This window comes from Arthrobacter sp. P1_D12 (assembly GCF_056406175.1).
Genome location: NZ_JBFUAR010000018.1, coordinates 76523 through 103503, shown reverse-complemented (window position 1 = coordinate 103503; position 26981 = coordinate 76523). Strand labels below are relative to the sequence as shown.

Here is a 26981-nt window from a genome sequence, read left to right as displayed (position 1 = left end):
CAGGGCACGAGTGGATGCGACGCCGGGAGGTTCTCATGCCGTCGAAAGGCGCCAAGACGCCGTCAAGGGGACCGGTCCGGGGTACGTCTGACCTCCGGCGGGCAGACGCCAACGGCGTCGCGCCGCCGGAACAGCCGGACAAGGTCCGCAATGTGGCACTCGTGGGGCATTCCGGTTCCGGAAAAACGATGCTCACCGAGGCACTGCTTGCCGCCACCGGAGCCATCACCCGCAAGGGCTCGATCGCCGAGGGCACTACGGTGAGCGACTCGGATCCTTCCGCCATCGCGCAGCAGCGCTCCGTGGCGCTCGCGGTGGTGCCGGTGATGGTGGGGGACATCAAGGTCAACCTCCTGGACACTCCGGGCTATACGGATTTCATCGGCGAGCTGAGGGCAGGGCTCCGGGCGGCGGATGCGGTGCTGTTCGTCGTCTCGGCCACCGATGATGTCGACGCAGCGACCACGGCGCTTTGGAGCGAGTGCCAGCGGCTCGGGATGCCGCGGGCCGTGGTCATCAGCCGCCTGGACCATCCGCGCGCGGATTTCGACGCCGCCATCGCCCGCTGCCGCCTGGCATTCGGCGACTCCATCCTTCCGCTCTACCTGCCGGTCCCCGCCGACGGTCCCGTCACCGGGCTGCTGGGACTGCTGACCGGCACGGTCTCCGACTACAGTGATGCGGAACCGGCGCCGGCCACCCGGGCCGCGACCGGCGTCGAACTCGCCGCCGCGGAGTCCGCACGGGGCGCGCTGATCGAAGGGATCATTGCCGAGAGCGAAGACGAGACGCTCATGGAGCGCTACCTCGGAGGCGAGGAAATCGCCCCCGACGTCCTGATCACCGATCTTGAGACGGCGGTGGCCCGCGGGTCCTTCCATCCGGTGCTGCCGGCCTCGGCGGAGTCCGGACTCGGCCTGTCGGAACTGCTCGAGGTCCTGGTGCGTGCGTTTCCGACGCCGGCGGAGCGCGGCGTCCCCGCAGCGACCGACCTCGACGGGGTGCCCGCCGGCGCGCTCGGCTGCGACCCCGACGGCCCGCTGCTCGGTGAAGTGGTCCGTACGACGATCGACCCGTTCCTTGGCCGCGTCTGCCTGGTGCGCGTCTTCTCCGGCGTGGTGCGGGAGGACGCCGCCATCCATGTGGGCGGCCGCGGAATGGCCGACCGCGGCCACGAGGACCACGACAGCGACGAGCGGGTCACCCACCTCTACTCGCCGCTGGGATCAGGACTGCGGCCAGTGCCGTTCTGCGTCGCGGGGGATATCTGCGCGCTGACCAAGCTGGGCACCGCCGAGACCGGCGACACGATTTCGGCCAAGGAGCTGCCGCTGCTGGTGGCCGCCTGGGACATGCCGGACCCGCTTATGCCGGTCGCCATCGAAGCCGCCACGCACGGCGACGAGGACGCCTTGGCCAGGAACCTGGGGAAGGTCACGGCCGGGGACCCGACGCTGCGGGTGGAACGCAACTCCGAAACCCACCAGCTGATCCTGTGGTGCATGGGCGAGGCGCACGCCGACGTCGTCCTGGGAAGGCTGCGGGACCTAGGGGTGAACCTGCAGAGCGTCCCGGTCATCACGCCGCTGCGGGAGACGTTTGCCGAGCCGGCCGCCGGACACGGGCGCTACGTCAAACAATCCGGCGGCCACGGCCAGTACGCGGTGTGCGACATCGAGGTGGAACCACTCGACCGCGGCGGCGGGTTCGAGTTTGTCGACAAGACCGTTGGCGGCGTGATTCCCGGGCCGTTCATCACCTCGGTGGAAAAGGGCGTGCGGGCCCAGATGCAGAAAGGCGTCTCGGCCGGGTTCCCGGTCGTGGATATCAAAGTAACGCTGATCGGCGGCAAGACGCACAGCGTGGATTCCTCCGATGCTGCCTTCCAGGCGGCCGGGGCGCTGGCCCTCCGGGAGGCGGCCGGGACAACCCGCATCCAGTTCCTGGAGCCGGTCTCGTCCGTGACCATCAGCGTTTCGGAGGACCATGTGGGCGCCGTGATGAGCGACTTGTCCTCCCGGCGGGCACGCCTGACCGGAACCACCTCCGCCGGCGCCGACGGCACCGAGATCAGCGCCGAGGTGCCGGACCAGGAACTGTTGCGGTACGCGGTGGAGTTGCGGGCCCTGACCGCCGGCAGCGGCCGGTTCCGGCGCAGCTACCTGCGGCACGAACCCGTGCCGCAGGCGCTGCGCTGATGGCCCCTGCTAAGTGCAGCGTCAGCCGTTGATGACCTGCGGAACGCCGAGGGCCTTGAGGCCTTCGACACCGAATTCGAGTCCGTAGCCGGACTGCTTCGCGCCACCGAACGGGATGCGGGGGTCCACGGCGCCGTGCTTGTTGATCCAGACGGTGCCGGCCTCGAGCCGGGCCGCCACCTTGCGGGCTTCGGCGGGGTCGGAGGACCAGACCGAGGCGCCGAGGCCGACGTCGACGGCGTTGGCCATTACGATGGCCTCGTCCACGGTGCCGTAGCGGATGATCGGCAGGGCGGGGCCGAACTGCTCCTCCGCGACCAGCGGGTTGCTGTTGGCGATGTCCGCGACCAGGGTGGCGGGGTAGAAGTTCCCGGGCTGGTCGTTCTCCGGGTTGCCGCCGAGCAGGATCCTGGCGCCGGAGTCGCGGGCTGCCCCGACGAGGCCGGCGACGATGTCGAACTGCTGGCGGTTCTGCAGCGGGCCCAGGACGTTGGCCTCGTCGAGTCCGTTGCCCATGGGCATGGCCCGGGCGACGGTGGTGAGTTCCTCGCAGACGGCGTCATAGATGTCGGCGTGGACGTAGAGGCGCTTGAGCGCCGCGCAGGTCTGGCCGGTGTTGATGAAGGCGCCCCAGAACAGGCCCTCGGCGATCGCCTTCGGGTCGGCGTCGGGCAGGACAATGCCGGCGTCGTTGCCGCCGAGCTCCAGGGTGAGGCGTTTGACGGTGTCGGCGGAGGATTTGATGATGGCCTTGCCGGTGGCGGTGGAGCCGGTGAACATGATCTTGCCGATCGTGGGGTGTCCGGCCAGGGCCTCGCCCACGTCACGGCCGCCGGAGACCGCCGTGAGGAGGCCTTCGGGGAGTTCCTGGTTGAGGACTTCGACGAGGGCAAGGACGGACAGCGGGGTGTATTCGGACGGCTTGATGACGACGGCGTTGCCCATGCGCAGGGCTGGGGCGAGCTGCCAGACGGTGATCATCATGGGCCAGTTCCAGGGGCCGATCGCGCCGACGACGCCGATGGGCCGGTAGTGCAGTTCGGCGCGGGTTTCGCCGTCGTCCACCACGGTTTCGGGGTCCAGGGGCGTGCCGGCGGCGACGCGGAGCCAGGCGGCGCAGGCGCCGACCTCAAAGCGGGCGTTCGGGCCGTTCAGCGGTTTGCCCTGCTCGCGGGAGAGCAGGCGGGCGAGTTCCTCGGCGGAGCGTTCGACGGCGTCGGCGGCCTTGAGCAGCGCGGCGGACCGGGCGTCGTGGCCCAGTGCAGCCCAGGCCGGCTGCGCGGCGGCTGCGGCGGCGATGGCGGCTTCGAGGTCCTGAACGGTGTGGACCGGTGCTTCGCCGACCGGCTGTCCGGTGGCCGGGTCAAAGATCGTGCGGGTTTCCCCGGCCACCGGGGTGATCGAGGCGAGTAGGGCGTCGTAGGTTTCCATGGGGGTACTCCACATCGAGTAGGTCAGATAACGCGGCCGGTGCGGCCTAAGAGTGCTGTTTCAAGCGTGCTCCGGCGAGGGGCCGAGGGGCTTGTCTATCCGCGAAGAGCTGTTGTGCGGGAGCGAACGGAACACCGAAAGCAATTTCCCGAGGCTGCGGACCGGAGGGCGTCCGGCCGGCCGTGCAGGCGGCGACGGCCCTGGTGCTGACTACGCTCAGGAACAACAACCGGTCGCTCAGCGACAAAAGCGTGACGGGCGCCACCTGCCATGCTGGATTTCACGGTGCAACGCACCCCCATTTCCCAGACCGCCGTTCCCCAGACTCATGACCGTTAAGAAGGATCCGATGAGTATTTCAAATTCAGATTCCCGGACCGCAGAATCCAGCCCCCGCACGGAGCACTCCACCGCGCTGCGTGCCGGCAGCGTCGGCGTCATGGGCATTCTTTTCTTTGTTTTGTCAGCCCAGGCGCCGTTGACCGGAATCGTCGGGGCATCACCGCTGGCCGCAGCGCTCGGCAACGGCGCCGGCGCCCCCGGCGCGTATCTGGTGGTGGGCATCGTCATCGTGATCTTCGCGGTCGGCTTCGTGGCCATGAGCCGGAAGATCCAGGCCAACGGCGCCTTCTACGCCTATGTCACCGCCGCCTTCGGACGCAAGGTTGGCGCGGGAGCGGCGTGGCTCGCGCTCCTCGCGTACAGCACGGTCCAGGCCGCGATGTATGGATTGTACGGCGCGGCGTTCTCGGGCCTCCTCGGATCTGCCGGGATCGTGGTCCCTTGGTGGCTTCTGGCCGCCATCACCATGGCGGGCGTGCAGGTGCTGGGCTCCCTCAACATCGAACTCGGGGCGCGGGTCCTGGCGGTGCTCGTGGGCCTGGAGGTCGCCATCCTGCTCATGTTCGGGTTCACCGTGCTGTTGCGGGGCGGCGGGCCGGAGGGGATCAGCCTGGCGGCGTCCTTCTCTCCCGCGGCGATCGGCGCAGGCGCCCCGGGCGTTGCCATCATGTTCGCCGTCGCCTCCATGTTCGGCTTCGAATCAACGGCCATCTACTCGGCCGAGGCCAAGGACGCCCACCGCACCGTAGCCCGGGCCACATACCTCTCGGTAGTCGTCATCGCGGTCTTCTTCTCCTTCATTTCTTGGATGCTGGTCAGCTACTACGGACCCTCGCATGTCATCGACGCCGCGGGCGCGGCCCTCGAATCGGGCGATTCCACCGCGTTCGTGCTGACGCCGATGGTGGAGCTGTTCGGGCCGTGGGCCGGAACGGTCACCGGCATGCTGCTCGTGACCTCCCTGCTGGCCGGCATCATCGCCTTCCACAACGGCATCAACCGCTACCTCCATTCGCTGGCCCTGCGCGGGTCGATGCCCCGCGGAGTGGCCCGGACCAACCGGCACATGGCGCCCGCCGTCGCTGCACGGATCCAGACCGTGGTCGCCTTCCTGCTCGTGGCGCCGTTCGCGGTGCTGTCCCTGGATCCTGTCCTCACCCTCTTTTCCTGGTTCAGCGGGCTGGCCGTGGCCGCGCTCCTGGTGCTCTACATGCTCTGTTCGCTGGCCGTCGTCGCGTACTTCCGGCGGGAAAGGGTGCCCGGCCAGCTCTGGCAGACCGCGGTGGCACCGGTGCTCGCCACCCTGCTGCTTGGCTGGGTCCTGTCCCTCGTCATCATCAACTTCACCGCTCTGATCGGCGGCAGTGCCGAAACGGCCGTGGGCCTGCTGCTGACCGTACCCATAGTGTTTACCGCCGGTGTGCTGGTGGAAATTGCCGTGGAGGGCAGGGCCGCGCGCGCAGGGGTCACTGTCTGACGGGCGGCGGTGGGCATCAGCAGTGGTGCCGGACAGATCCGGCACCGCCCCCTCTGCCTTTGTAGTTTCCGCGGCGCCGACAACGGCGGTGCTGACGACAGCAGGTGCTCTCGGCAGGGGGTGAAGGCCAGGCTCAGGCGCCGCGCCGCCAGTCACTGGGGGACTCGCCGAAGGCATCCCGGAAGGAGCGGCTGAAATGGGCCGCATCCAGGAAGCCCCAGCGCGCGGCCACGGCTCCGACCGGCATTCCGGCCAGGAGCGGATCGCGCAGTTCGCGGCGCGCCCCCTCCAGCCGCTGGGTCCGGATCCAGCTCGCCACGGTGGTCCCGGATTCATGGAAGACGTTGTGCAGGTGCCGGGTGGAGATGAAATGGGCCGCCGCGATGGACGCCGGTGACAGCATTGGATCGGCCCGGTGGGCATCGATGTACTCGCGGACGGATGCCGCCAACAGGGCCTGGGGTTTCATGCGGTCGGGGGACATGTCCAGTTCCGAATGCAGCATCGTGGAGACGAGATCAAGGGCGTTGGTGGCCAGCCGCGATCCGCTGGGGCCGCTCAGCGCCTCCAGGTTCTCAGCGAGGTGGGCAATGAACGGCCCGACGATGGCGGCGAGGCCCCCGTCGGAGGCCAAACGCACGGCCGAAAGCTGTGCGATGCACTCCGGCGGCAGGGACAGTGCGTCCCAGGGAAACATCAGCACCATGAGCCGTGCGTCGCCCTCGAAGGCAAGCGTGTAGGGGCGGCTGGTGTCATAAATGGAGAGATCTCCCGGATGCAGGACTGCCTCGCGGTTGTCCTGGATGAGGAGCCCGGTGCCCTGCAGCTGGAGGTTGAGCTTGAAATAGCGCTGGTTGGACTGCGCAATCAGCGCCGGTGTGCGGTGGACCTCATGGCTTGTGGAGGAGACCTCGACGAGTGCCATGCGGTCCAGCCTGCGGGCCCGTAAGCGGCCGTGGAAGTTGTCCGCATTTGCGCTCGAGGCGGCCAGGGGAACGAAGGATTCCGCGACGAGGTGCCGCCAGTGGTCGAAGGATTCTGCCGTGCTGGTTCGAACGTCCTGTCCCGTGGGACCGAGCGAGGGGCGGGCTGCAACTGCGGTCATAGGAGATCCTGACGCCGTCGTATTTCTGGGAGTGTGTCATGGGACACAGTCCTTTCAGGGTAGCGCCGCAGCCCGCCGCTGTCATCTTTTTTCGACAACCGGCGAAAAAAGATCGCCCGGGCCCAATTACCGGGCCTGGCAGCCCAGCAGGGTCAGGAAGCCCTCCAGCTGCTCGTTCAGCCCGAGTTCCACCTGGCCTTCCGGGGTGAGTGCCGCCGTAATCTGCGCGCCGAGCAGGAGGTTGAGCAGCTGCCCGGCCAGGGCGGCGTCGTCGACGGTAGTGGTGACGGCGCCGGTCTGCCGCGCCTCGGCAAGGAACCGCCGCATCGCCGCAAGCCACTGCTCCATCGAATCCCGGTGGATCCGGGCCTTGCCGGGGTCGTTGATGGCCTTCTGCCAGAACGGGATGACAATCCGGGCCTCATTGATCCGCTCCTCATCCAGCGGCAGCACCTCGACGCAAAACGACCGCAGGGCCGCCAGCCCGGCCTGCCCGGCGGTGACACCTGCGATGCGCTCGTTGGTGCGGTTGAAGACGTGCCCGAACGCGAAAGTCAGCAGGTCATCCTTGGTGGGGAAGTACGGCTTGAGGGCGCCGTTCGCGAATCCTGCCTCGAGGGCAATTTCCCGCATGGTGGCACTTTCAATCCCGAGCCGGGCGATGATCCGCCACGTGGCGTCGACGAGTTCAAGCCGCCGCTGGTCGTGGTCGACAATCTTTGGCACCGGACAGCTCCCCAAATATTTTTCGTCGGACTCTTGTGGCACAGCTTACATTTCCGTATTCTCTACAACTATAGAAAATAAAGTTCTGACCCGCCAAGGTCACCGAACGAAGGCCGTCATGATGACCGCACAAACTGACACCCGTACCCCTTACAGCCCCCACAGCCTGGCCACGGGCGCCGAAATCACCGCGGTCCAGGGCATCCTGCGTGCCGCGGGACTGCTGGGCGAGACCCGGCGCATCGCGTACCTCGGTCTGCTGGACCCCGCCCGGAACGCGCCGGCCGAAAGTGAGGACCGGCGGTTCCGGGTCTTCCTGCACGATGCCGCAGGGGGAAGGCCGGCCGATGTGACCGTTTCGGTCTCCAGCGGCACGGTGGTTTCCGCCGTCGAGCTGGACACGGCGGTGACCGGCGAGCTCCCGGTTCTGGAGGAGGAATTCGAAGTCGTCGAACAGCTCCTGGCCACGGACGAGCGCTGGCTCAAGGCCCTCGCCAGCCGCGGTCTGGACGTCAGCAAGGTCCGCGTTGCCCCGCTGTCCGCCGGCGTCTTCGAGTACCCGGAGGAAAGGGGCCGCCGGATCCTTCGGGGTCTGGCCTTCGTGCAGGATTTCCCCGAGGACAGCGCCTGGGCGCACCCGGTGGACGGGCTCGTGGCATATGTCGACGTCGTGAGCCAGGAAGTGACGCAGGTGCTGGACACCGGCGCCGTCCCGATTCCCGCGGAGCACGGCAACTACACCGATCCGGAGCTCACCGGCCCGATGCGCACCACGCAGAAGCCGATCAACATCACGCAGCCGGACGGGCCCAGCTTCACGGTCACCGGCGGCAACCACGTTGAATGGGAAAAGTGGAGTGTCGACGTCGGCTTCGACGTCCGCGAGGGGGTGGTGCTGCACAACCTTGCCTTCCAGGACGGCGACCGCCTGCGTCCCATCATCAACCGCGCATCCATCGCCGAAATGGTGGTCCCGTACGGGGACCCGTCGCCGATCCGGTCGTGGCAGAACTACTTCGACACCGGCGAATACCTCGTGGGCCAGTACGCCAACTCCCTGGAACTGGGCTGCGACTGCCTGGGCGAGATCACCTACCTCAGCCCCGTCATCAGTGACGCCTTCGGCAACCCCCGCGAGATCCGCAACGGCATCTGCATGCACGAGGAAGACTGGGGGATCCTGGCCAAGCACAGCGACCTCTGGACGGGCATCAACTACACCCGCCGCAACCGCCGCCTGGTGATCTCGTTCTTCACCACCATCGGCAACTACGACTACGGCTTCTACTGGTACCTCTACCTCGACGGCACCATCGAGTTCGAGGCCAAGGCCACCGGCGTCGTCTTCACCTCCGCCTACCCCGAAGGCGGCTCGGCCAACATCTCCCAGCTCGCCCCGGGCTTGGGCGCGCCGTACCACCAGCACCTGTTCAGCGCCCGTCTCGATATGGCGGTCGACGGCCTCACCAACCGGGTCGAAGAAGAAGACGTGGTCCGCCAGGGAATGGGCGAGGGCAACGAACGCGGCAACGCGTTCTCCCGGAAGCGGACTGTCCTGGCGCGCGAGTCGGAAGCCGTCCGGGAAGCCGACGCGCGCAGCGGCCGGACCTGGATCATTTCCAACCCGGAATCACGCAACCGCTTGGGCGAACCCGTGGGCTACAAGCTGCATGCCCAGGGCCAGCCCACTCTCCTGGCAGATCCGGAGTCCTCCATCGCCAGGCGCGCGGCCTTTGCCACGAAGGACCTGTGGGTCACCCGGTTCGCGGAGGAGGAGCGGTACCCCACGGGGGACTTCGTCAACCAGCACGCCGGGGGAGCAGGCCTGCCGGCCTACATTGCCCAGGACCGCGACATCGACGGCCAGGACATCGTGGTGTGGCACACCTTCGGCCTGACCCACTTCCCCCGGATCGAGGACTGGCCCATCATGCCGGTGGACACGGTCGGCTTCAAGCTCCGCCCCGAGGGCTTCTTCGACCGGAGCCCCGTGCTGGACGTGCCGGCCAACGCTCAACAGTCCTCAAGCTGCCATGGCGATGGCGACGCCGGCGCACACTGCCACAGCTAGGCCGGCGCCGTGAGTGTCGCAGCCAGCTTGGGCCGCCGGGCCGGCCTCGCCGGCGTCGTCTTCCATTCCCGGATCTGCGCCGCCGTGACCGCGGCGTCGTGCCTCGCGCATCTGTGGCTGGCCGCCGGGAACCAGCACGGGACCTGGCTGAACGTGCTCATGCTCGCCATGGTGGCAGTGTGCCTGCCGTGCGCCGTGCACATCTGGCGCCACGGCAGGCACAGGGCCCTTCGCCAGGTGATGGCCGCGGCGCTGGCCATGACCGCGGTGCACGCGGTCCTGCTCCTCGGCACGGGAGCCGGCGGCACGGGCCACAGTCACCATGTGAGCACTGCGGCAGCAGGGGCCGACGCGGCGCCGTCGGGATCCGGGGCGCTGCTGGCAGTCATCGCGCTGGAAATGACGACGGCGCTGCTCGCCGCGACGCTGCTGGCCCGGCTGCGGGCGGAGCCCCGGTCGGCCGTATCAGGGTTGAAGCGCGGCTAAAGCGCAGCTTCCGGGTTGGTCAGCGTCAGTCGTTGAACAGCCCCGCCAGGTCTTCCGCCGTCAGGGCGCCGCCGGTGAGTGCGTCGCCTTCCATGACGTCGGCGAAGAGCTGCGACTTCTTCGCTTTGAGCGCCATGACCTTCTCCTCGATCGTGTCCTTGGCGACCAGCCGGTAGACCATGACGTTCCGGGCCTGGCCGATCCGGTGGGTCCGGTCCACGGCCTGGGCCTCCGATGCCGGGTTCCACCAGGGGTCCAGCAGGAACACGTAGTCGGCCTCGGTGAGGTTCAGGCCGAAGCCGCCGGCCTTGAGGCTGATGAGGAACACCGGCGCGGCGCCGTTCTTGAACTCGTTCACGACGTCGGTGCGGTTGCGTGTGCCGCCGTCGAGGTAGCAGAACTCGATGTTCTCCTCGACCAGGCGCTCCCGGACCTTGCCCAGGAAACCGGTGAACTGGCTGAAGATCAGGGCCCGGTGCCCTTCGGCCACCAGGTCCGCGAGCTGCTCGAAGAGGACATCGAGCTTGCTGGAACGCACCCCGGACAGGGAGGGATCGATCAGCGAGGGATCCAGGCTCAGCTGACGGAGCAGGGTCAGCGACTGGAAGATGGTGAACCTGTTCTTGTTGACGTCCTCAATCAGGCCCAGGATCTTTTGGCGCTCCCGCTGCAGGTGGGTCTGGTAGACCTTCTGGTGCCGCGGGTTCAGCACGACTTCCAGGATCTGCTCCTGCTTGGGCGGCAGGTCACTGATGACCTGTTCCTTGGTGCGCCGCATCATGAGCGGCCGGACGCGCCGCCGGAGCTTGTCCAGCTGTCCCTTGTCGCCGTTCTTCTCCACCGGCTTCTGGTAATACTCGGCGAACCGTTTGGGGCTGGAAAAGAGCCCGGGAGCCACGATCGAGGTCAGTGCCCAGAACTCCATCAGGTTGTTCTCCAGCGGCGTGCCGGTGATGGCGAGTTTGAAGGCGGCGGGCAGTTTGCGGGCGCACTGGTAGGCCTTGGACTGGTGGTTCTTGACGAACTGCGCCTCGTCCAGGACCAGGCCGGCCCAGGTCTGGGAGGCGTAGGCCTCGTAGTCGATCCGGAACAGGGCGTAGGAGGTGATGATGATGTCCGCGCCGGCCATCGCCTCGGCCGGGTGCGTGCCGCTCTTGGCGAAGGTTTCGCCGATGGCGCGCACGTTGAGCCCGGGAGCGAACCGAGCCGTCTCCGCCTCCCAGTTGCCCACCACGGAAGTGGGGGCGACGACAAGGAACGGGGCGGCGGTCCCGGACCCGGTCCCGGCTTCATCGCCTGCGGCGGCGTCTTTTGCGGCGCAGATCAGGGCGAGGGCCTGGACGGTCTTGCCCAGGCCCATGTCGTCGGCCAGCACTCCGCCGAGGCCGTGGCGGTACAGGAAGCTCAGCCAGTTGAAGCCCTCCAGCTGGTACGGGCGCAGCTCGGCGTTCAGCGACCCGGGCAGAGGAAGGCCCTTGATGCCGCCTTCAAGCAGGCCGCCTACGGACTCGCGCCAGGCCGCGGCCTGTTCATCCACGATGCCCAGGTGTGCGAGCTCGTCCCACAATCCTGCTTGGAAGCGGCTGATCTGCAGCGGGGCGTCCTTGTCGCCGGGGTTGTCCTGCAGGGAGCGGGCCTCGTCGATCAGGGCCCGCAGCTGGTGCAGCTCCGGCAGGTCCAGCGAGAAGTACGCGCCGCTGGGGAGCAGCATGCGGGTCTGCCCGGAGGCGAGGGCGGAAAACAATGCCGCGAAGGAAACCGGCTGGCCCTCCAGGGTGATGACGATGCCCAGATCGAACCAGTCGCGGCTGTCCGTCGCCTTTGTGGAGATTGCCACTACCGGGGCTTCTTCGGCTTCGCGGTAGTCCGCAATCTCGCCGGAGGTATCCACGGAGACGTCGGGGAGGTCGCGGAGCCGGGGGAGTACGTCCTCGGTGAAGGCGAGGGTGTCCAGTCCGGCCAGTTCTGCCGTGGCCGCCAGGCGCGGCGTGCCCCAGCCGCCGGTCGCGGATTCGCCCAGTGCCGGCACCACATCCCAGGGCTGCCCGACCGCCTCGAGGATGCGCGCCTCGGCCGGGTCGTCCCGGTAGCCGTGATCGCCGGGGTGCCGCCACAGCGGCTGCGCCGTGACGAGGTTTCCGGACGTGTAGTGCCATTCCCAATGCAGCCGGACCCGGTGGTCGGCCCCGTAATTGGCCAGCAGGGACAGGGTGGGGACGGCGAGCGTGGGCAGTTCCACCGACTCGTCGGAGGCGGTAACCCGGGCGGTTTGCTTGAGCTTGGGGTAAAAGCCGGTCAGGAAGCGGCTTTCGTCCCGTGCGGGGATGTGCAGGGTTGTCCCGCCCGTGACGAAGGTCAGCAGTTCCTCGCTGAGACCGCTTTCCAGCGGGGCGAGGGTGATGACGGGGTCGGCGGGGGCGGTACCGGGCAGGGCGCCGCCGTCGGACGCCAGGAAGATTCCGTGCGCCGGGCGGCCGATGGTCCCGACCGACGCCGGATCCACCACCTCACCTTCGACCGTGATGGTCGGCGCGAGCTCGAGACCGCCGTCGTCCCCGCCGGTGCCGATGCGCGCCAGGTTCAGCCCGACGGCGGCAGGCTGCTCGACCAGCCGCACCGGCTCCGTGCCGCGGCTGTGCACCAGGGCGACGCCGATTTTCTGGGCCTGGGACAGCAGGCTCCACAGGTTCTTGCCGGCGTAGGTGTTCAGTCCCAGCCACAGTCCGGTGCCGGAGTGCTGGCGGTTTGCCACAGCGGTGTGCGAGGCGAGGAATTCCTGCATCCACTCGACGTGTGCCTCGTTGCATTCGCGCCGGTAGTTCAGGTAGCTCAGCGTGCTCCAGGAGACGTCGCCGCGGATCCACTTGCCCTTGGCGCCCATGATGACGGGGCGTGCCTTGAGCTGGCGGACGCTGCGGAGCGGATCGCGGCGGCCCGTGTAGGAAAAGTGCGGGGCGGGTTCCTCGATGTCGAACTGGAGCGCCAGCGGGGTGCCGTTGGCGGACGGCGTGATCCCCGGGTGGGCGATCAGGGGGCCAAGGGCCTGCTCCCAGTCGGCCATTTCCGGTGGCGCGCTTTGGCGGGACAGCCGCGTGCCCTCGGCGGGGGCCAGCAGCTGCATCCTGGTGGCCGGGTTGTCTTCGGCCGCGAAGAGCAGTGCCGCCACGTGCTTGCAGTCCTTGCGGACCGGGCAGCTGCAGACGCCCACCGTGCAGCTCCAGCCGCCTGCCTTCCGGACCAGCTTCGCCGTCGTGGAATAGGGCATGTCGGAACCGCCCCGCACCTTGCCCAGCAGCAGGCCTGTGGCGGCGTCGAAGGAGATCCCGGAAACGCGGCTCCCCATGGCGTAAGCGAGCCCGGCCGCGAGGGAGCGGTCGTTGATCGCGGGAGTCTGTATTGCCAGTGCCGCACTCTCGTCCGGATGGGATGGCATGTGCGCGCTACTTTCGGCAGGTGGTCATCTGATCCATCTTACCGAGCCGGCCGGGACCCCGGAACTTCGCCGCCGCCCGCACAAGCGCCGCTTAAACTTCGCCTGACGTTCAACCGGGGCTCGGCCGCCCGCCGTGACGACGGACCTACCGTGGAGAGGTCCGGAGTATCAGCAGCGCCAGCAGTAAGGATTCCGCATGACCCACAGTGAGCCCACCATCCAGCCCGCCCACAGCTACCCCACCGTGCTGACCACCGAAAGCCTCAAAGGCGGAAACGAGGACGTTGTCGACGCGAACGTCAACGTGGTCAACGCCATGTTCGAGGAGTTGCTGGACACGGAAGAGATCTCCCCGGCCGCGCTGCGCAGTTACTACGTGGACTTCTACCTGACGCAGGCGCTGGCCGGCGGCTTCGCGCAGTACGTGTTCACCGCGCCCGAACGCGAGGAAGTCGACCCCTACGTCCGGGAAGGCCTGGAGGCAATGGGTGCCGCCGCGCACCTGGACCTCTTCAACCGCACGGTGGCCGCCTTCGGCGCCCTGACCGACACCGACGTCGACAGCTACCTCGACGGCGGCAGCGGCTGGGCCGCCGGAAGCACAGAGGAAGACGAACCCGGCGACGGGGTCTCCGAGGCCGTTCGGCGCATTGAAGAACTGGACGGGGAATTCGAGTCGATCCTCGCAACGGAGGACATCGTCGCATTGAATGCCGCGTGGCTGCGCGGCCAGGAGGACTTGCTGGTCCTTTCCGACGACGACCTCGACGCCCACATTGCCGGGCGGGTGGCCCGGCTTTCCGACCTCGCCGAGCGCCAGGCGGCAGCCGCCGAGGAAGCGCTCCTGGACGCGCCGGAGTTCGAACAGATCATCCGCGAGCTGTGCGACCTCGCGGGCCACAGCCTGGTGCGGATCACCATGGGCGATCCGAATTATGTGCACAACGGGGAGACCACCCTGGCCTGGCACTTCACCACGGAGCAGGGCGAATTCCTCATGCTGGAGGACGACGACGAGGCCTTCATGCTCAATCCGCGGACCCAGGAAATCCTCGCGGCTGTGGAGTTCGAAGAGTCCGGGGAGTTCGAAGAGGCCGGGGAGTTCGAAGGGGCTGTTGAGTTCGCTAGGTCGGCGGAGTTCGAAAAGGCACGCCCGTAGGCGGCCTTCCCCGACAGTTTTCCGGTACGGCCGGCGTCTGCCCCCAAATGCAGGCGCCGGCCGTGCCGTGCTGAGCAACCCGTGCCAGACGGATCCGCGGCCGGTGAGCCTACCCGGCCGGCGGTGCTGTGATCATTTCCCCCGAGGGTGACACGAGGAACCAGACCCCGCCAACGCCCTGGCCGTTGATGTCCCCCGCGGCCTGATCCTTGGAGTAGTAGTAGATCGGCATCCCGTTGATGGTCACCTGCATCTTTCCGTCAGCCGTGGGAATGGTTCCGACCTTGCCGGTGACACCGTTAACTGTGGGAGTCGCCGTCGTCGACGTGACAGCGGGCCACGAGGTCAGGCACGCGCCGGTGCAGACGCTGTTCCCGGAATCCTTCGTGTTCTTGGCGAAGAAATAGACGCTCAGTCCCTGGTCGGCCACCACGATCTGGCCCGCCTTGGAGTCGGCCACCGAGAGCACCGCGGCGGACATGGACGACGGCGCGGAACTGGCCGGCGCGCTCGTGGCGGTCTCTGCGGGGGCGGAGGTGGCCGGTGCCGCCGACGTCGGCGTCGTGGTCGTTCCGCCGCCGCAGCCGGACAGGAGGGCGGCCAGAGCGAACGCGGACAAGCCAATGCTGAGATGCTTCTTCATTTGCTGCTCCTAGACTCGAGCCAGCCCAACTCGGAGGCCGGCGCTACGAGATACGACGCCATGGAGAGCGGAATGGTTCATGGCGGAACCGACATGTCCGTGTCGGGCTGTCCTGGGGCACACTGAACTATTGGGCCTGCCCCTACGTCGTAAAGGGGCAGGGCACCAATTTCCGGGAGGTGGACAATGCCGCTGGACGAAGACGTCGTGGCTGCGATCTACCGCGACCACGGTGCGGCCCTGAAACGCTTTGTCCTCAGCGTCTCCCGGGATCCTCAGCTCGCCGACGACGTCGTCCAGGAAACGGTGCTGCGGGTCTGGCAGCAGGCGCCGCAGATCACAGGCAGCCTGCGCGGCTACCTGTTCCGGACGGCCCGCAACATCATGATCGACAATTACCGCAAGGCCCAAAGGCGGCCGCAGGAAGCCGGCGACCACGATGTCCAGGCCCTCCCGGAAGGCGGCGTCGGCGCCGGGCGCATCGACGAGCTGCTCAACAAGGTGCTGATGGAAGAGGCGTTGCTGCGGCTCAGCGCGGAACACCGCGAAGTCCTTGTTGCGCTCCACTACCGCCGCTACACAGTCCAGGAGGCATCCGCCCACTTGAAGATCCCCAGCGGCACGGTGAAGTCCCGGGCGTTCTACGCCGTCCGGGCCCTACGGACGATCCTCGACGAAATGGGGGTGCAGCAGTGAACGGGACCGAGCTGCATCACTTCCTCGGCGCGTACCTGCTCGGCGGGCTGGAGCCGGCCGAAGCCGCAGCCTTCGAGCAGCATCTTGCCGTGTGCGCCCACTGCCGCCAGGAGCTGGACGAACTCGCCAGCCTCCCCGCGCTGCTGGACGCGATCCCGGTGTCCGACGCCGTCGCGCTCACCGCCGCGGCGGCGGCCGCCCGGGACCGCGCTCTGGTTCCGCCGGAACCCGAACCTGTCCCAAGCCGGCTCCTGGACGAGCTCGCCGCCCGACGCCGGAAGGTGCGGCGCCGGTGGACGTCGGCGGTGGCCGCGGCGGCCGCCGCATGCCTGGGGCTGGGGATCCTGGCCGGTCCGCTGCTGAACCAACCCGCCAAACCGGACGCGAGCTATTCCGTTGCGGCCAGCAGCGGGTTGGAGGTCACGGTGGGGCTCGTCAGGAAAACCTGGGGCACCGAACTGGCGGTGGACGGCCGCAGCCTGCCCGTCGCCGGGACGCTCTCACTCTGGGTAAAGGACCGTGACGGCGGCGTGGACCGCGCCTGCGCGTGGACGGCCACGCCCACCGGCAGAGTCCGGATCACCGGGGCGACGCCGGTGCAGCTGGCCAGGATCGCCAGTGTCGAGATGCGCGATGAGCAGCAACAGACCGTTGCTGTCATCGCCGTGCCCCAGGGGTAGCCCACTCGCGGGCGCGGCGGTCCCGTCCGGTCCGGGACTTGGAAACCGGCGCGGGCCTACATTTTCGCGAGCTTGGCCCGCACCGCCATGTAGATGCCGTAACAGATCAGGCCTACGCCCACTGCGGCCAGCAAGTACACGCCGAACGGCTGCTCCCGCAGGGCCTTCAGGCTGCCGTCGAGCCCGGTTGATTGTTCGGGGTGCGCCGTCACCGTGGCGATGATGATCAGCAGGCCCACGAGCAGCAGAGCGACGCCCTTCGCGACGTAGCCGACGACGCCGATCACCGTCACAGCGGTGCGCGCCTGCTTCTGGGCCGGCATGCGCAGGTACTTGAGGAAGGACTTCCGAAAGCCGCGGATCGCGTAGACGATCCCCGTGACGGCTACAGCGGCGCCGATGACCACCAGGAGCGCCACGCCGCCCGGAGCCTTCATGAGGTTTACGGTCATATCGGAAGTCGACTCGCGGTTGTTGGAGCCGGCCCCGGTGGCGACCGACGCGAGCGTGAGCGCGAAAAAGGCGTACACCACGGCCTGCAGGGCTGCCTTGAGTTTCTTGCCGACCTTTTTCTTGGTCGGCAGGTGCCCGAAATCGAAAATGGCGTCGGACGCCTGCCAGATGGCCAGCGCCACGCAGGCGGCAAACGACGTCCAGAGCAGCAACGGCCCCGCCGGCTGCCCGGCGAGCTCTTCCACCGCGCCGCTGACATCGGCCTGGCCCTGGCCGCCCATGGCAAGCCGGATCGCGACCAGCCCGATGAGGAAGTGCAGCAACCCCGACACGGCGAACCCGGCCCGCGCTGCGATTTCGAGGGGCTTCGAATTGGTGACGTCCTCGGCGACGTCAGCAGCGTCGTTCAATTCTCGTTTGATGATCGTGTCCTTAGTACTACCAAGCGTGGTTCGTTCCGTAATCGTGCCACGCGAAGCCGCTCAACAAAAGATGCACGCGCGCCGTGGTGCCTAAATTCGGCGGTAGCTGAGGTCGAAGATCAGGCGGCCGGCTTCGTGCGCCTTGTTTTCGAAACTGGTCAGAATACGGCCCTCAAACCGCGGCGCCCACCCGCCGGTCCCGTCGACGCCCTCGTTGGGTCCGGTGTGCTCGGTGCTGACCGGCGCCCGGCCTTCCTTGACCGGTGCTCCGCCCACGCGGGACTCGACGCCGGATTTCCACACCTGGGTCAGGGGGCTGTCCGCGCCGGCGCGCTCGCCCTGGTGCAGGTTCTCGAACTCCGCCGAGCCCGCCATGACCTCGCGGACGTGAACGGCGTAGTTGGACCAGTCGGTCGCGATCCGGAAGATGCCGCCGGGCTTGATGGCCCGGGCGGCGAGATCAGCGAACGCCGGTTGAATGAGGCGGCGCTTGTGATGCCGGGACTTGTGCCATGGATCCGGGAAGAACACCCATAGTTCCGTGACGGAGCCGGCCGGGAGCATGGTTGCGAGCACCTCAGGGGCGTTCGCCTCGACCACCCGCACGTTGCTCAGTCCCCGGCTGTTGATTTTGATCAGGGTGTTGGCCAAGCCGGGGGTGTAAACCTCCACGGCCAGGAAGTCCTTGTCCGGGTTTTGCTCCGCGGCGTGGCAAACGGCGTCGCCCAGTCCGGAGCCGATCTCGACAACCAGCGGAGCCGTGCGGCCGAATTCGGCCTCTGCGTCGAACACATAGTCCGGGTGGACGGAGGTGTTGGCGACATGGCGGGGGACCTCAACCGCCCAACGGTCCGCGTGTTCCTCCCAGGCCGCCTGGCGTCGGCCCTGAAGGCGCGTGCCGCGGCGCACGAAGCTCACCGGGCGGCCCCCATAGGTGCCGAACGAGGCCTGGCTGCCGGGGGTCACGGGGCGCGGCAACTGGCTCTGGTCCGGGACGCCGGACTCCGGGTTTGCCTGCAGGCCGGGGGATTCTGGGGATTCGCTCATCCCTTCCAGAATAGTTGAGTCCGCCGGGCCGGGCCGCCCGGGGACCCCGCGGCCGCCCCCGCGGACCGGCCGCGGAGAAGGGGTTGAGCCGCTGAGGAAGGATTGAAGGGAAGGGGTGAAGACGCGGGGCTGCAAGAATGGGGCGGGTGACCTCAGCTGGGAAAACCGACGAGTTGGACCATTCGGCCGGCGCCGTTCTCCGGGACGGCCCCGCCGGGCCGCCGCGCGCCGCCGGCCGCCGGCAGCTCGCGTATTTGGGGACCTGCCTGGTCCTGATCGGGCTGAACCTCCGCACGGTCTTTTCGAGCTTCGCTGCGGTACTGCCGGAGGTGACGGCCGACGCCGGGCTTCCGGCCTGGGCGGTCATGGTGCTCACCACCGTCCCGGTGACGCTGCTCGGGGTGTTCGCTCCGCTCGCCCCTGGGCTGGCACGCCGGTTCGGGGCCGAACGGGTGCTGCTCGGTGCCATGGCGGTGCTCACCGCCGGGCTGCTGCTGCGGCCCGTGGAACTGCCGGCGGCCGGCCACCTTCCGGCTCTGCTCGCCGGGACCGCCGCGTGCGGGGCCGCGATTTCACTGTGCAACGTGCTGCTGCCGGGCGTGGTCAAGCGCGACTTCCCGCATCGCCTGGGCCTCATGGGCGGCCTCTACACCACGGCGATCTGTGCCTCGGCCGCGCTCGGTGCCGGCTTCACGTTCCCGGTCTTCCGCGCGAGCGGGGAATGGACGGCGGCGCTCTGGTTCTGGGCGCTGCCGGCCGGCGTCGTCCTTCTGCTGTTCCTGCCGCCGGCGCTCCGGGCGGCGGCGTCAACGTCTGGCGTTCCGCCGTGGCCTGGCAGGTGACCGGGTTCATGGTCCTGCAGGCCATGATGTCCTTCAGCGTCTTCGCCTGGCTGGCGCCGATCCTGCGTGAACGCGGGGTGGACGGCGGCACGGCCGGCCTGATCGTCTCGGCCTCGATTGTGCTGCAGATGCTGGGCTCGCTGTTCGCGCCGGCGCTGGCCACCAGGTTCCGGGACCAGCGTGCCCTCAACACGGCGGTGGCGCTCATGACCGGCGCTGGCTTCGCGCTGAGCATCTTCGGGCCTGTGGAACTGCTGTGGCTGTGGACCGGGCTGCTCGGCCTGGGGCAGGGCAGCCTGACCGCCGCCGCGCTGACGCTGATCATGGTCCGCACCCGGGACGGGCACACCGCGGCCCACGTTTCCGGGATGATGCAGGGCGTGGGCTACGGGATTGGCTCCAGCGGCACGCTCCTGGTCGGCCAGCTGCACCAGTCCACCGGATCCTTTGCAGCGGCGGGTGTGCTGTTCATGCTGGTGGGCTCTCTCGCAGCGGTGTTCGGGTACCGGGCCGGGCGGGACCGCTACATCGGCGACTGACGTTTTAAATGCGATGAGCCATCAGTTGTGGCTGTCCTGAACCCCCTCCAGAACAGCCACAACCGATAGCTCTACCGGGCCGGGCCGGATCAGAGTGTGAGGTCTTTGCCCTTCGTCTCCGGGATGGTGAAGACGCAGGCCGCGGAGATCGCGAGCAGCAGCACGGCGTACACATTGAACAGCTGCGGCATCTGCACGGTGGTGCCGAGCCACTGCTGCAGATAGGGCGCGGTTCCGCCGAACACGGCCACGCAGATCGAGTAGGGCACTCCGACGCCCACGGTGCGGATGCTGGTGGGGAACAGCTCGGCGTAGACGGCCGGGACGATCGCCGCGCTGGCGGCGATGAAGATCAGCATGACGGACATGCTGACGGCCAGCTGCCAGGCGGAATCCTTGAGCAGGGCGGTCATCGGGAAGTGCATGATGCCTGCGCCGATCGCACCGGCCCACAACACTTTCTTGCGTCCGATCCGGTCCGCCAGCTTGCCCCAGAAGGGCAGCGCCGCGATGAACACGATGTTGCCGATCACGCCGGCCCACAGCGCCTCGCCCCGGTCGATCTTCAGGGCGGTGGTGGCGTAGCTGGGGGCGACGACACCCCAGATGTAGTAGATCACGGTCAGGCCGACCGTCAGGCCGATCACCTGGAGGGCCTGCTTGCGGTGGCGGACGATCTGCGGCCAGATCGGAGCGCGCTTCTCCGTCGCGGCCTCACCCTCGAAGACGTCCGTTTCGTGCAGCCGGGACCGCATGATCAGCGCGTAGAGACCCATGGCCGCGCCGATCAGGAACGGGATGCGCCAGCCCCACGCGTTCATGAGCTCGGTGCTCAGCGTCATGTTCAGCACGGCACCGAGCAGGGTTCCGAACAGGATGCCCACGGTGCCGGAGGTGTAGATCAGGGTGGCCCAGAAGCCGCGGTGTTCCTTCGGCGCCATTTCGGACAGGTACGTCTGCGACGACGGCAGCTCGCCGCCGTGGGCCAGGCCCTGGATCAGGCGCGCCACCAGGAGCGTGAGCGATGCCCAGACGCCGACCGCCGCGAACGTCGGCGCGATGCCGATCATCAGGCTGCCCACCGACGCCAGCCCCACGGCCAGGGTCATGGAAGCCTTCCGGCCGATCCGGTCACCGATCCAACCGAACAGGAAGCCGCCGAAAGGGCGGGCAACGAAGCCGACGGCGAAAATCGCCAGCGTGGACAGCACCGCGGACGCCGGATCCGACTTGCTGAAAAGCTGGCTGGCGATGAACGGCGTGAACGTGGCGTAGATCGCCCAGTCATACCATTCGACGGCATTGCCGATGCCGGTGCCGACGAGCGTCTTGCGGGTGGATGTTCGGGTTGCCGCCGGCGTGATCGTGGCTGCAGTCATGGTCTTCTCCCTCGGGGTGCGGGTTAGGAAAGGGCGGAGGCGGCGGCAACAGTGTTGGCCGCTGCAGGAGCGTCGGCGGCCGCGAGTGCGGCTAGCCGTGAGATGGCGAGCTCGGCGTAGAGTGCGGCGCCGTCCGCCAGCACGCCGTCGTCGAACGTGGCGTACGGGGAGTGGTTGAACGCGGAGGTGGCATGGTCGGCGTCCCGGGGGACGGCGCTCAGCCCGATGAACGTGCCGGGGACCTCGGCCAGAACCCTCGAGAAGTCTTCGGAGCCGCTCAGCGGGGTGGCCCAGCGGGAGAGCCTGGAGTCGCCGAACAGGCCGGCAATGACGTTCTCCGCGGTGTGCGTTTCGTCCTCGTCCGTGATGGTCAGCGGGTACTCCTGCTGGTAGTCGACGTCGACGTCCAGGCCGTGCGCCGCCGCGATTCCCTTCAACAGCCGCGGCACGGCGTCCATCATTTTCTGCCGGGCTTCCTCGGAGAAGGTCCTGATGGTGGCCTCGATGCGTGCGGTTTCCGGGATGATGTTGCGCTTCGTGCCGGCCTGGAGGACCCCCACGGAGAGGACTACGGGGTCGAACATGTTGAACTGGCGGGTGATCATGACCTGGAGGGCGGTGACCATCTCGGCGGCCGCCGTGACGGGGTCCTTGGCCGAGTGCGGGGCCGACCCGTGGCCGCCAGCGCCGAGCACGGTGACCACCAGGCCGTCGGAGGAACTCAGCATGACGCCGGGCTTGGTGCAGAACGTGCCGTGCGGTTCCAGGGCGGAAAACACGTGCATGCCGTAGGCGGCGTCCACACGCCGGCCGGCGGCATCCAGCACGCCTTCGCGAATCATGTGGCTCGCGCCGTCGAAGCCCTCCTCGCCGGGCTGGAACATCAGGACGACGTCGCCGGTCAACTGGCGCCGGCGTTCGGCCAGGAGGGTGGCGGCCCCTGCCAGCATGGAGGTGTGCAGGTCGTGGCCGCAGGCGTGCATGGCGCCGTCAATCCTGGACGTGTAGTCCACGCCCGTCTTCTCCTGCACCGGCAGGCCGTCCATGTCAGCGCGCAGCAGCACCGCCGGGCGGGAGCCCCCTTCAGTCCCGGGCCCCTGGCCCCGCAGTACTGCGGTGACGGACGTCGTCTCCTGGCCCAGGGTGATCTCGTAGGGAAGCCCGTCCAAGGCCTTGAGCACCTTCTCCTGGGTGCGGGGCAGCGCCAGGCCAATCTCGGGTTCCCGGTGCAGTTCGTGGCGGAGCCGGGCAAGGTCCGTCTGCATTTCCCGGGCATCTGCGGTGATCGGCACGTGTTCTCCTCGTTTGTCGTTTGTCGTTGGTCGAAAATCGCCTGGTTGGCGACTGGCTTGTTTTTCGAAGTTCCTTGGTTCACGTCCGGCGGGGACGTCCTGCGTCTATTCTCAAGTGACACAGTTCACACCCGCCCGAAGGCCAGAAAAAATGCACGAATAGACTGTTGCCGCAGGTTTCGTGCATGGATAAAGGGGAAAATGATGGAACTCAGCGAGGACGATCTCGCCCTGATCAACGTCCTGCAGATTGCCCCGCGACTGAGCTGGGCGGATGCGGCCCAGGTGCTGGGCGTGCACGCCACCACCCTGGCCGCCCGGTGGGAGCGGCTGCTGGACTCTGGCGTGTCCTGGATCACCGCCCACCTGATCGGTGACCCCCAGCAAATGTGCCTGGCATTCGTCGCCGTGGACTGCGAAATGCACCGGCGCGAGGAAGTCACCGCCAGGCTCGCCGAGATGCCGGAAATCGTCACCGTGGAGGAGGCAGCCAGCCATCGGGACCTCATGCTGACCGTCATTACGCCCTCCCTGGACGATTTCAGCCTGAAAGTCATCTCGCGGCTGAAGGAGATTGACGGCCTCCTCAAATATCAGACCGCCCTGTGCACCAGGCTGCACGCGAGCGGCGGCTCCTGGCGGCTGAACGTGTTGAGCCGCGCGCAGCAGGGCGCCGTGCGGGCGTTGGCCGGCCCCGAGGCCACCGGGGTTGCCCAGGCTGCCGCCCGGGAAGCGCTGCCGGACAGCCACCTGGCGCTCCTGCCGTTCCTGGCCAGGGACGGGCGGGCCACGGCGGCAGACATTGCCCGCGGCCTGGGCAGGCACCCGGCCACCGTCCAGCGCCAGCTCAACCGTGTGCTCGCCAGCGGCATCCTGTCATTCCGGTGCGAGGTGGCCCAGAAACTCTCCGCTTTCCCCGTGACCTGCCAATGGTTCGTCAACGTCCCGGCCGGGCGGCACGAGGCAGCCGCCGCCGAACTGAGGACCATGCGGAACGTCCGGCTCAGCGCCTCCATCACGGGGCCCACGAATTTCGTGATCATCATGTGGCTGCAGTCCCTGGCGGACGTGATGAACATCGAGGTGGCGCTGCAGCAAAAAGTGCCCGGGATCGAGCTCGTGGAAAGCGTCGTCATGCTGAGCACCGTCAAGCGTGTGGGCTGGATGCTGAACCCGGACTCCAGGGCCAGTGGCGCCGTCGTGGTTCCTGCCCAGGGGTTCGACGAGGCGGACTGACGAGGCGGACCGGCAGCTGATAAGCCCGCCGGCCAGCTGATAAGCCCACCGGCCAGCTGATAAGCCCACAGGCGGGCGGGCTGTGAGGGTCCGGTTGTAAGCTGTGGCACGTGCCCCAGACCGACCCGCCCCCTCACCAGGATTCCCGTCCGAAAGCCGTCCCGGAATCGGCCGGCATCTTCCACCGCAGCTACCTGCTGGTGACCCTGGGCGCCTGCGCACTGGTGTTCCTGGCGGCCTTCGAGTCGCTGGCGGTGACCACCATCATGCCGCTCGTCAGCCGGGAACTGGACGGTGCGGGACTCTACGCCTTGGCCTTCGCCGGGCCGCTCGCCACCGGGGTGATCGGGATGGTGGCCGCGGGCAGCTGGTCGGACCGCAAGGGGCCGGTGGCGCCGCTCCTGGCCGCAGTGGGCATGTTCGTGCTCGGCCTGCTCATCGCCGGTACCGCCGGAACCATGCCGGTCCTCGTGTCCGGGCGGCTGGTGCAGGGACTCGGCGGCGGCGGGCTTACCGTGGCCCTGTACGTGGTGATTGCCCGGGTCTACCCGCCGGTCCTGCATCCGAAAATATTCGCCGCCTTCTCCGCGGCCTGGGTCATCCCGTCCCTCGTGGGACCGTTCGCGGCCGGCGCCGTGGCCCAGCTGGCCGGCTGGCAGTGGGTCTTTCTCGGCGTGGTCGGACTCGTGGTGCCGGCCCTGCTCCTGACGGCCCCGGCCCTGCGCGGCCTGAACGGCAGCACGGGCGCCGACGGAGATTCCCCGGCCGCTGAGCCGGGCCCCCGCGGCCGTCCGCCGGGAGGCCTTGCCAAGTTGGCGCTGGCGGCACTGGCAGCGCTCGCCGTGCTGGGCCTGAACCTGTCCGCCGCGGTACCGGTCGCCGGCGGGGTGCTGGCGGCGGCCGCCGTCGCCGTCGCGCTCCTGGCCGTCCGTCCCCTCATGCCGCGGGGAACGCTGACCGCCCGGCGCGGCCTGCCGAGCGTGATCCTTACCCGCGGCCTGGCATCCGCGGCGTTTTTCGGCGCCGAGGTCTACCTGCCGTACCTGCTCGTGGAACGCTACGCCTTCGCCCCGACGTTTGCTGGCCTCACGCTCACCGGCGGCGCCATCGCCTGGGCGGCGGCGTCGGCCATCCAGGGCCGGCTGGGGACCCGGCTGGAGCACCGGAGGGCGGTGCGGATCGGATCGGCCTTGGTCCTTGGCGCCGTCGTCCTGGCCCTCGTGACCACGGTGCTGGCCTGGCCGGCCGCGGTCGCGATCGCGGGATGGATCTTCGCCGGGGGCGGCATGGGCCTGATGTATCCGCGGCTGAGCGTCATGACCCTGGCGCTCTCCACCAAGGACACCGAGGGTTTCAACAGTTCGGCGATGTCCATTTCGGATTCCCTCGGCGGTGCCCTGGCCCTCGCCGGCACCGGGATCGTGTTCGCAGCGTTCTCGACGGCGGCGCCGTCGGCGTCGTTTGCCGGAGTGTTCGCGCTGACGGCCGTGATCGGGATCGCCGCCGTGGCCGTCGCGCCGCGCGTCGCCGTCGTCCCGGCCGCCGTCACCAAACGCGCGTAACGCGCACTGCACCATGACGCGCACTGCACCATAACAAGCACTGCACCATAACAAGCACTGCACAGGAGCCCCGGCCGGGTGATCCGGCCGGGGCTCCTGCGCGTCAGCGCCCCTTTGTTTCAGCGCTCCGTTGCTTCCGCGCGGGGATCAGGCAGACGCGCGGGCTTCCTCCTGCGAGCGGACGGCCTTCCATTCCACAATCCGGGCCTGCTGCAGCGGGGACTTGCGGTTGAAGTGCCAGGCAGCGCCCAGCAGCAGGAACCACACGGGCGCCACGAAGAGTGCCAGCCGGGTGTCGTCGGCCTGCCCCAGGGCCACCAGCATGAACACGAAGAACGCGAGCACGACGTACGGCATGAAGGCGGAGCCGGGCATCTTGAACGACGACGCCTCGTGCAGGGCCGGCCGGCGGCGGCGGAAGACGATGTAACTGACCAGGATCATGGACCACACAAACATGGTCAGCACGGACGCCACGGACGTGACCACCGTGAACGCGCCGATCACGGAGTCGCCGGAGTAGAGCAGGACCAGGCCGGCCAGCAGGAAGATGCAGGAGAACAGCAGCGCGTTCTGCGGGACTTTGCGGACGCTGAGCTTTCCGAACGCTTTGGGCGCGTTCCCGTCCTGGGCGAGGCCGTAGACCATCCGGGAGGTTGAGTAGATTCCGGAGTTGGCGCTGGAGGCGGCGGAGGTCAGGACCACAAGGTTGATGACCACCGCGGCGATCCCCAGCCCGGCGAGGGTGAACATGCCGATGAACGGGCTGCTGGCGGGGTCGATGGTGCGCCACGGATTGACGGCCATGATGACCACCAGGGCGCCCACGTAGAAGAGGAGGACGCGGACCGGGATGGAGTTGATGGCGCGCGGCAGGTTCTTTTCCGGGTCCTTAGTTTCGGCGGCGGCGGTGCCCACCAGTTCGATTCCGGCGAAAGCGAAGATGGCGATCTGGAAGCCGAGGACGAAGCCGAACATGCCGTGCGGGAACATGCCGCCGTCGTTCCACATGTTGGCGAGGTTGGCTTCCGCGCCGTTCGGGGACGTGAAGTGGGTGGCGATCATGACCGCGCCGGTGACGATCAAGGCCACGATGGCGACCACCTTGATGATGGCAAACCAGAACTCCGCTTCACCGAACGCCTTCACGGTGGGGAGGTTCAGGAGGATCAAGACCACGGGCGTGAGCAGCGCAGGGATCCACAGGGGCGTGCCGGGAGCGAGCTTGTCCACGTAGCCGGAAATGGCGACGATGTCCGCCACCCCGGTGACCACCCAGAAGAACCAGTAGGACCAGCCGGTGAAGAAGCCGGCCCACGGCCCCAGGAGGTCACCGGCGAAGTCGCTGAAGGACTTGTAGTTCAGATTGGAGAGCAGGATCTCGCCCATGGCACGCATCACGAAGAACAGCATGAAGCCGATGATCATGTAGACGAAGATGACGGAGGGCCCGGCGAGCGAGATGGTCTTCCCGGACCCCATGAACAGGCCGGTGCCAATCGCGCCGCCGATGGCGAGCAGCTGGATGTGGCGGTTGCCGAGGGCCCGGGCGAGGTGCGGCTCGCGGTTCCCGGAGTCACCGTTGGCGGAGGCGGCTGTTCCAGTTTGGGCAATGTCAGATTCTGCAGTGGCCGGAGCGGCCGTGGTGGTGCGTTCAGACATGAGGCTTCTTCCTTGTCACAGGCGGTCGCCGGCGGGGGTTCCGCAGTGCGGGCCGCACGGATCCGTCAGAGTGTGACGGAGGTAACAGTTTTGGCGGGCA

General features: G+C 68.1%; 19 protein-coding genes and 1 pseudogene. 10 read left to right on the top strand and 10 right to left on the bottom strand.

Annotated elements, in window-relative coordinates; translation table 11 throughout:
• Nucleotides 1-35: 35 nt before the first annotated feature.
• Entirely contained in the window at nucleotides 36-2198 is a 2163-nt protein-coding gene (locus AC1DZV_RS14570; RefSeq protein ID WP_476953990.1) for an elongation factor G-like protein EF-G2, read from the top strand.
• A gap of 21 nt (nucleotides 2199-2219) precedes the next feature.
• Here the strand turns inward: AC1DZV_RS14570 and AC1DZV_RS14565 are convergent, their stop codons facing one another.
• Nucleotides 2220-3629: an aldehyde dehydrogenase family protein gene (locus AC1DZV_RS14565; RefSeq protein WP_243180602.1), complete on the bottom strand. Its 1410-nt coding sequence runs from the start codon at nucleotides 3627-3629 to the stop codon at nucleotides 2220-2222.
• Nucleotides 3630-3978: 349 nt separating this feature from the next.
• Here AC1DZV_RS14565 and AC1DZV_RS14560 point away from each other — a divergent pair, with 349 nt between their 5' ends.
• Nucleotides 3979-5448: an APC family permease gene (locus tag AC1DZV_RS14560; RefSeq protein ID WP_476951983.1), complete on the top strand. Its 1470-nt coding sequence runs from the start codon at nucleotides 3979-3981 to the stop codon at nucleotides 5446-5448.
• A 133-nt stretch (nucleotides 5449-5581) separates the two neighbouring features.
• Here the strand turns inward: AC1DZV_RS14560 and AC1DZV_RS14555 are convergent, their stop codons facing one another.
• Nucleotides 5582-6553, bottom strand: a complete 972-nt coding sequence (locus tag AC1DZV_RS14555) for an AraC-like ligand-binding domain-containing protein (protein ID WP_476953989.1) — start codon at nucleotides 6551-6553, stop codon at nucleotides 5582-5584.
• Between the two features lie 126 nt (nucleotides 6554-6679).
• Nucleotides 6680-7279 (bottom strand): TetR/AcrR family transcriptional regulator, encoded by a 600-nt coding sequence (locus AC1DZV_RS14550; protein ID WP_476953988.1) that lies wholly within the window; start codon nucleotides 7277-7279, stop codon nucleotides 6680-6682.
• Between the two features lie 118 nt (nucleotides 7280-7397).
• On the opposite strand from AC1DZV_RS14550, the gene AC1DZV_RS14545 reads away from it, so the two are divergent.
• Nucleotides 7398-9350 carry a primary-amine oxidase gene (locus tag AC1DZV_RS14545; RefSeq protein ID WP_476953987.1) on the top strand — a complete coding sequence of 651 codons (1953 nt, stop codon included), beginning with the start codon at nucleotides 7398-7400 and terminating at the stop codon, nucleotides 9348-9350.
• 9 nt (nucleotides 9351-9359) lie between these two features.
• On the top strand, nucleotides 9360-9836 hold the full coding sequence (locus tag AC1DZV_RS14540) for a hypothetical protein (RefSeq protein ID WP_476950901.1): 477 nt from the start codon (nucleotides 9360-9362) through the stop codon (nucleotides 9834-9836).
• A 25-nt stretch (nucleotides 9837-9861) separates the two neighbouring features.
• Here the strand turns inward: AC1DZV_RS14540 and AC1DZV_RS14535 are convergent, their stop codons facing one another.
• A complete protein-coding gene (locus AC1DZV_RS14535) occupies nucleotides 9862-13269 on the bottom strand; it encodes a DEAD/DEAH box helicase (RefSeq protein ID WP_476953986.1) in 3408 nt (1135 codons plus the stop codon).
• A 196-nt stretch (nucleotides 13270-13465) separates the two neighbouring features.
• Between AC1DZV_RS14535 and AC1DZV_RS14530 the strand changes: the two genes are divergently transcribed.
• Nucleotides 13466-14428, top strand: coding sequence for a DMP19 family protein (locus AC1DZV_RS14530; protein ID WP_476953985.1), 963 nt, complete (start codon nucleotides 13466-13468; stop codon nucleotides 14426-14428).
• A 109-nt stretch (nucleotides 14429-14537) separates the two neighbouring features.
• On the opposite strand, the gene AC1DZV_RS14525 is transcribed toward AC1DZV_RS14530, so the two are convergent.
• Nucleotides 14538-15071: a COG4315 family predicted lipoprotein gene (locus AC1DZV_RS14525; protein ID WP_476950898.1), complete on the bottom strand. Its 534-nt coding sequence runs from the start codon at nucleotides 15069-15071 to the stop codon at nucleotides 14538-14540.
• Between the two features lie 186 nt (nucleotides 15072-15257).
• On the opposite strand from AC1DZV_RS14525, the gene AC1DZV_RS14520 reads away from it, so the two are divergent.
• Together AC1DZV_RS14520 and AC1DZV_RS14515 are read left to right on the top strand one after the other, a co-directional pair.
• Complete coding sequence (locus AC1DZV_RS14520) at nucleotides 15258-15767, top strand: sigma-70 family RNA polymerase sigma factor (RefSeq protein WP_476953984.1); 510 nt, start codon at nucleotides 15258-15260, stop codon at nucleotides 15765-15767.
• The gene (locus AC1DZV_RS14515; RefSeq protein ID WP_476950896.1) at nucleotides 15764-16447 is read left to right on the top strand and encodes an anti-sigma factor family protein; all 684 of its coding nucleotides are present in this window, start codon (nucleotides 15764-15766) and stop codon (nucleotides 16445-16447) included. Before AC1DZV_RS14520 ends, AC1DZV_RS14515 begins: the two co-directional genes overlap by 4 nt.
• A gap of 56 nt (nucleotides 16448-16503) precedes the next feature.
• Here AC1DZV_RS14515 and AC1DZV_RS14510 read toward each other — a convergent pair whose 3' ends face one another.
• Both AC1DZV_RS14510 and trmB read right to left on the bottom strand, forming a co-directional pair.
• Nucleotides 16504-17310 carry a DUF1206 domain-containing protein gene (locus tag AC1DZV_RS14510; protein ID WP_476950895.1) on the bottom strand — a complete coding sequence of 269 codons (807 nt, stop codon included), beginning with the start codon at nucleotides 17308-17310 and terminating at the stop codon, nucleotides 16504-16506.
• A gap of 102 nt (nucleotides 17311-17412) precedes the next feature.
• Complete coding sequence (gene trmB / locus AC1DZV_RS14505; RefSeq protein WP_476953983.1) at nucleotides 17413-18369, bottom strand: tRNA (guanosine(46)-N7)-methyltransferase TrmB; 957 nt, start codon at nucleotides 18367-18369, stop codon at nucleotides 17413-17415.
• Between the two features lie 173 nt (nucleotides 18370-18542).
• Between trmB and AC1DZV_RS14500 the strand changes: the two are divergent.
• Nucleotides 18543-19750 (top strand): annotated as a pseudogene (locus AC1DZV_RS14500) (MFS transporter).
• A gap of 89 nt (nucleotides 19751-19839) precedes the next feature.
• Here AC1DZV_RS14500 and AC1DZV_RS14495 read toward each other — a convergent pair.
• Complete coding sequence (locus AC1DZV_RS14495; RefSeq protein ID WP_079550797.1) at nucleotides 19840-21129, bottom strand: MFS transporter; 1290 nt, start codon at nucleotides 21127-21129, stop codon at nucleotides 19840-19842.
• A 23-nt stretch (nucleotides 21130-21152) separates the two neighbouring features.
• Nucleotides 21153-22421, bottom strand: a complete 1269-nt coding sequence (locus tag AC1DZV_RS14490) for a M20 metallopeptidase family protein (protein ID WP_476953982.1) — start codon at nucleotides 22419-22421, stop codon at nucleotides 21153-21155.
• A 204-nt stretch (nucleotides 22422-22625) separates the two neighbouring features.
• On the opposite strand from AC1DZV_RS14490, the gene AC1DZV_RS14485 reads away from it, so the two are divergent.
• Nucleotides 22626-23657, top strand: coding sequence for an Lrp/AsnC family transcriptional regulator (locus AC1DZV_RS14485; protein ID WP_476954018.1), 1032 nt, complete (start codon nucleotides 22626-22628; stop codon nucleotides 23655-23657).
• A 110-nt stretch (nucleotides 23658-23767) separates the two neighbouring features.
• Entirely contained in the window at nucleotides 23768-25219 is a 1452-nt protein-coding gene (locus AC1DZV_RS14480) for an MFS transporter (protein ID WP_476953981.1), read from the top strand.
• 147 nt (nucleotides 25220-25366) lie between these two features.
• Here the strand turns inward: AC1DZV_RS14480 and cycA are convergent, their stop codons facing one another.
• The gene (gene cycA, locus AC1DZV_RS14475; protein WP_028275441.1) at nucleotides 25367-26881 is read right to left on the bottom strand and encodes a D-serine/D-alanine/glycine transporter; all 1515 of its coding nucleotides are present in this window, start codon (nucleotides 26879-26881) and stop codon (nucleotides 25367-25369) included.
• Between the last annotated feature and the right edge of the window lie 100 nt (nucleotides 26882-26981).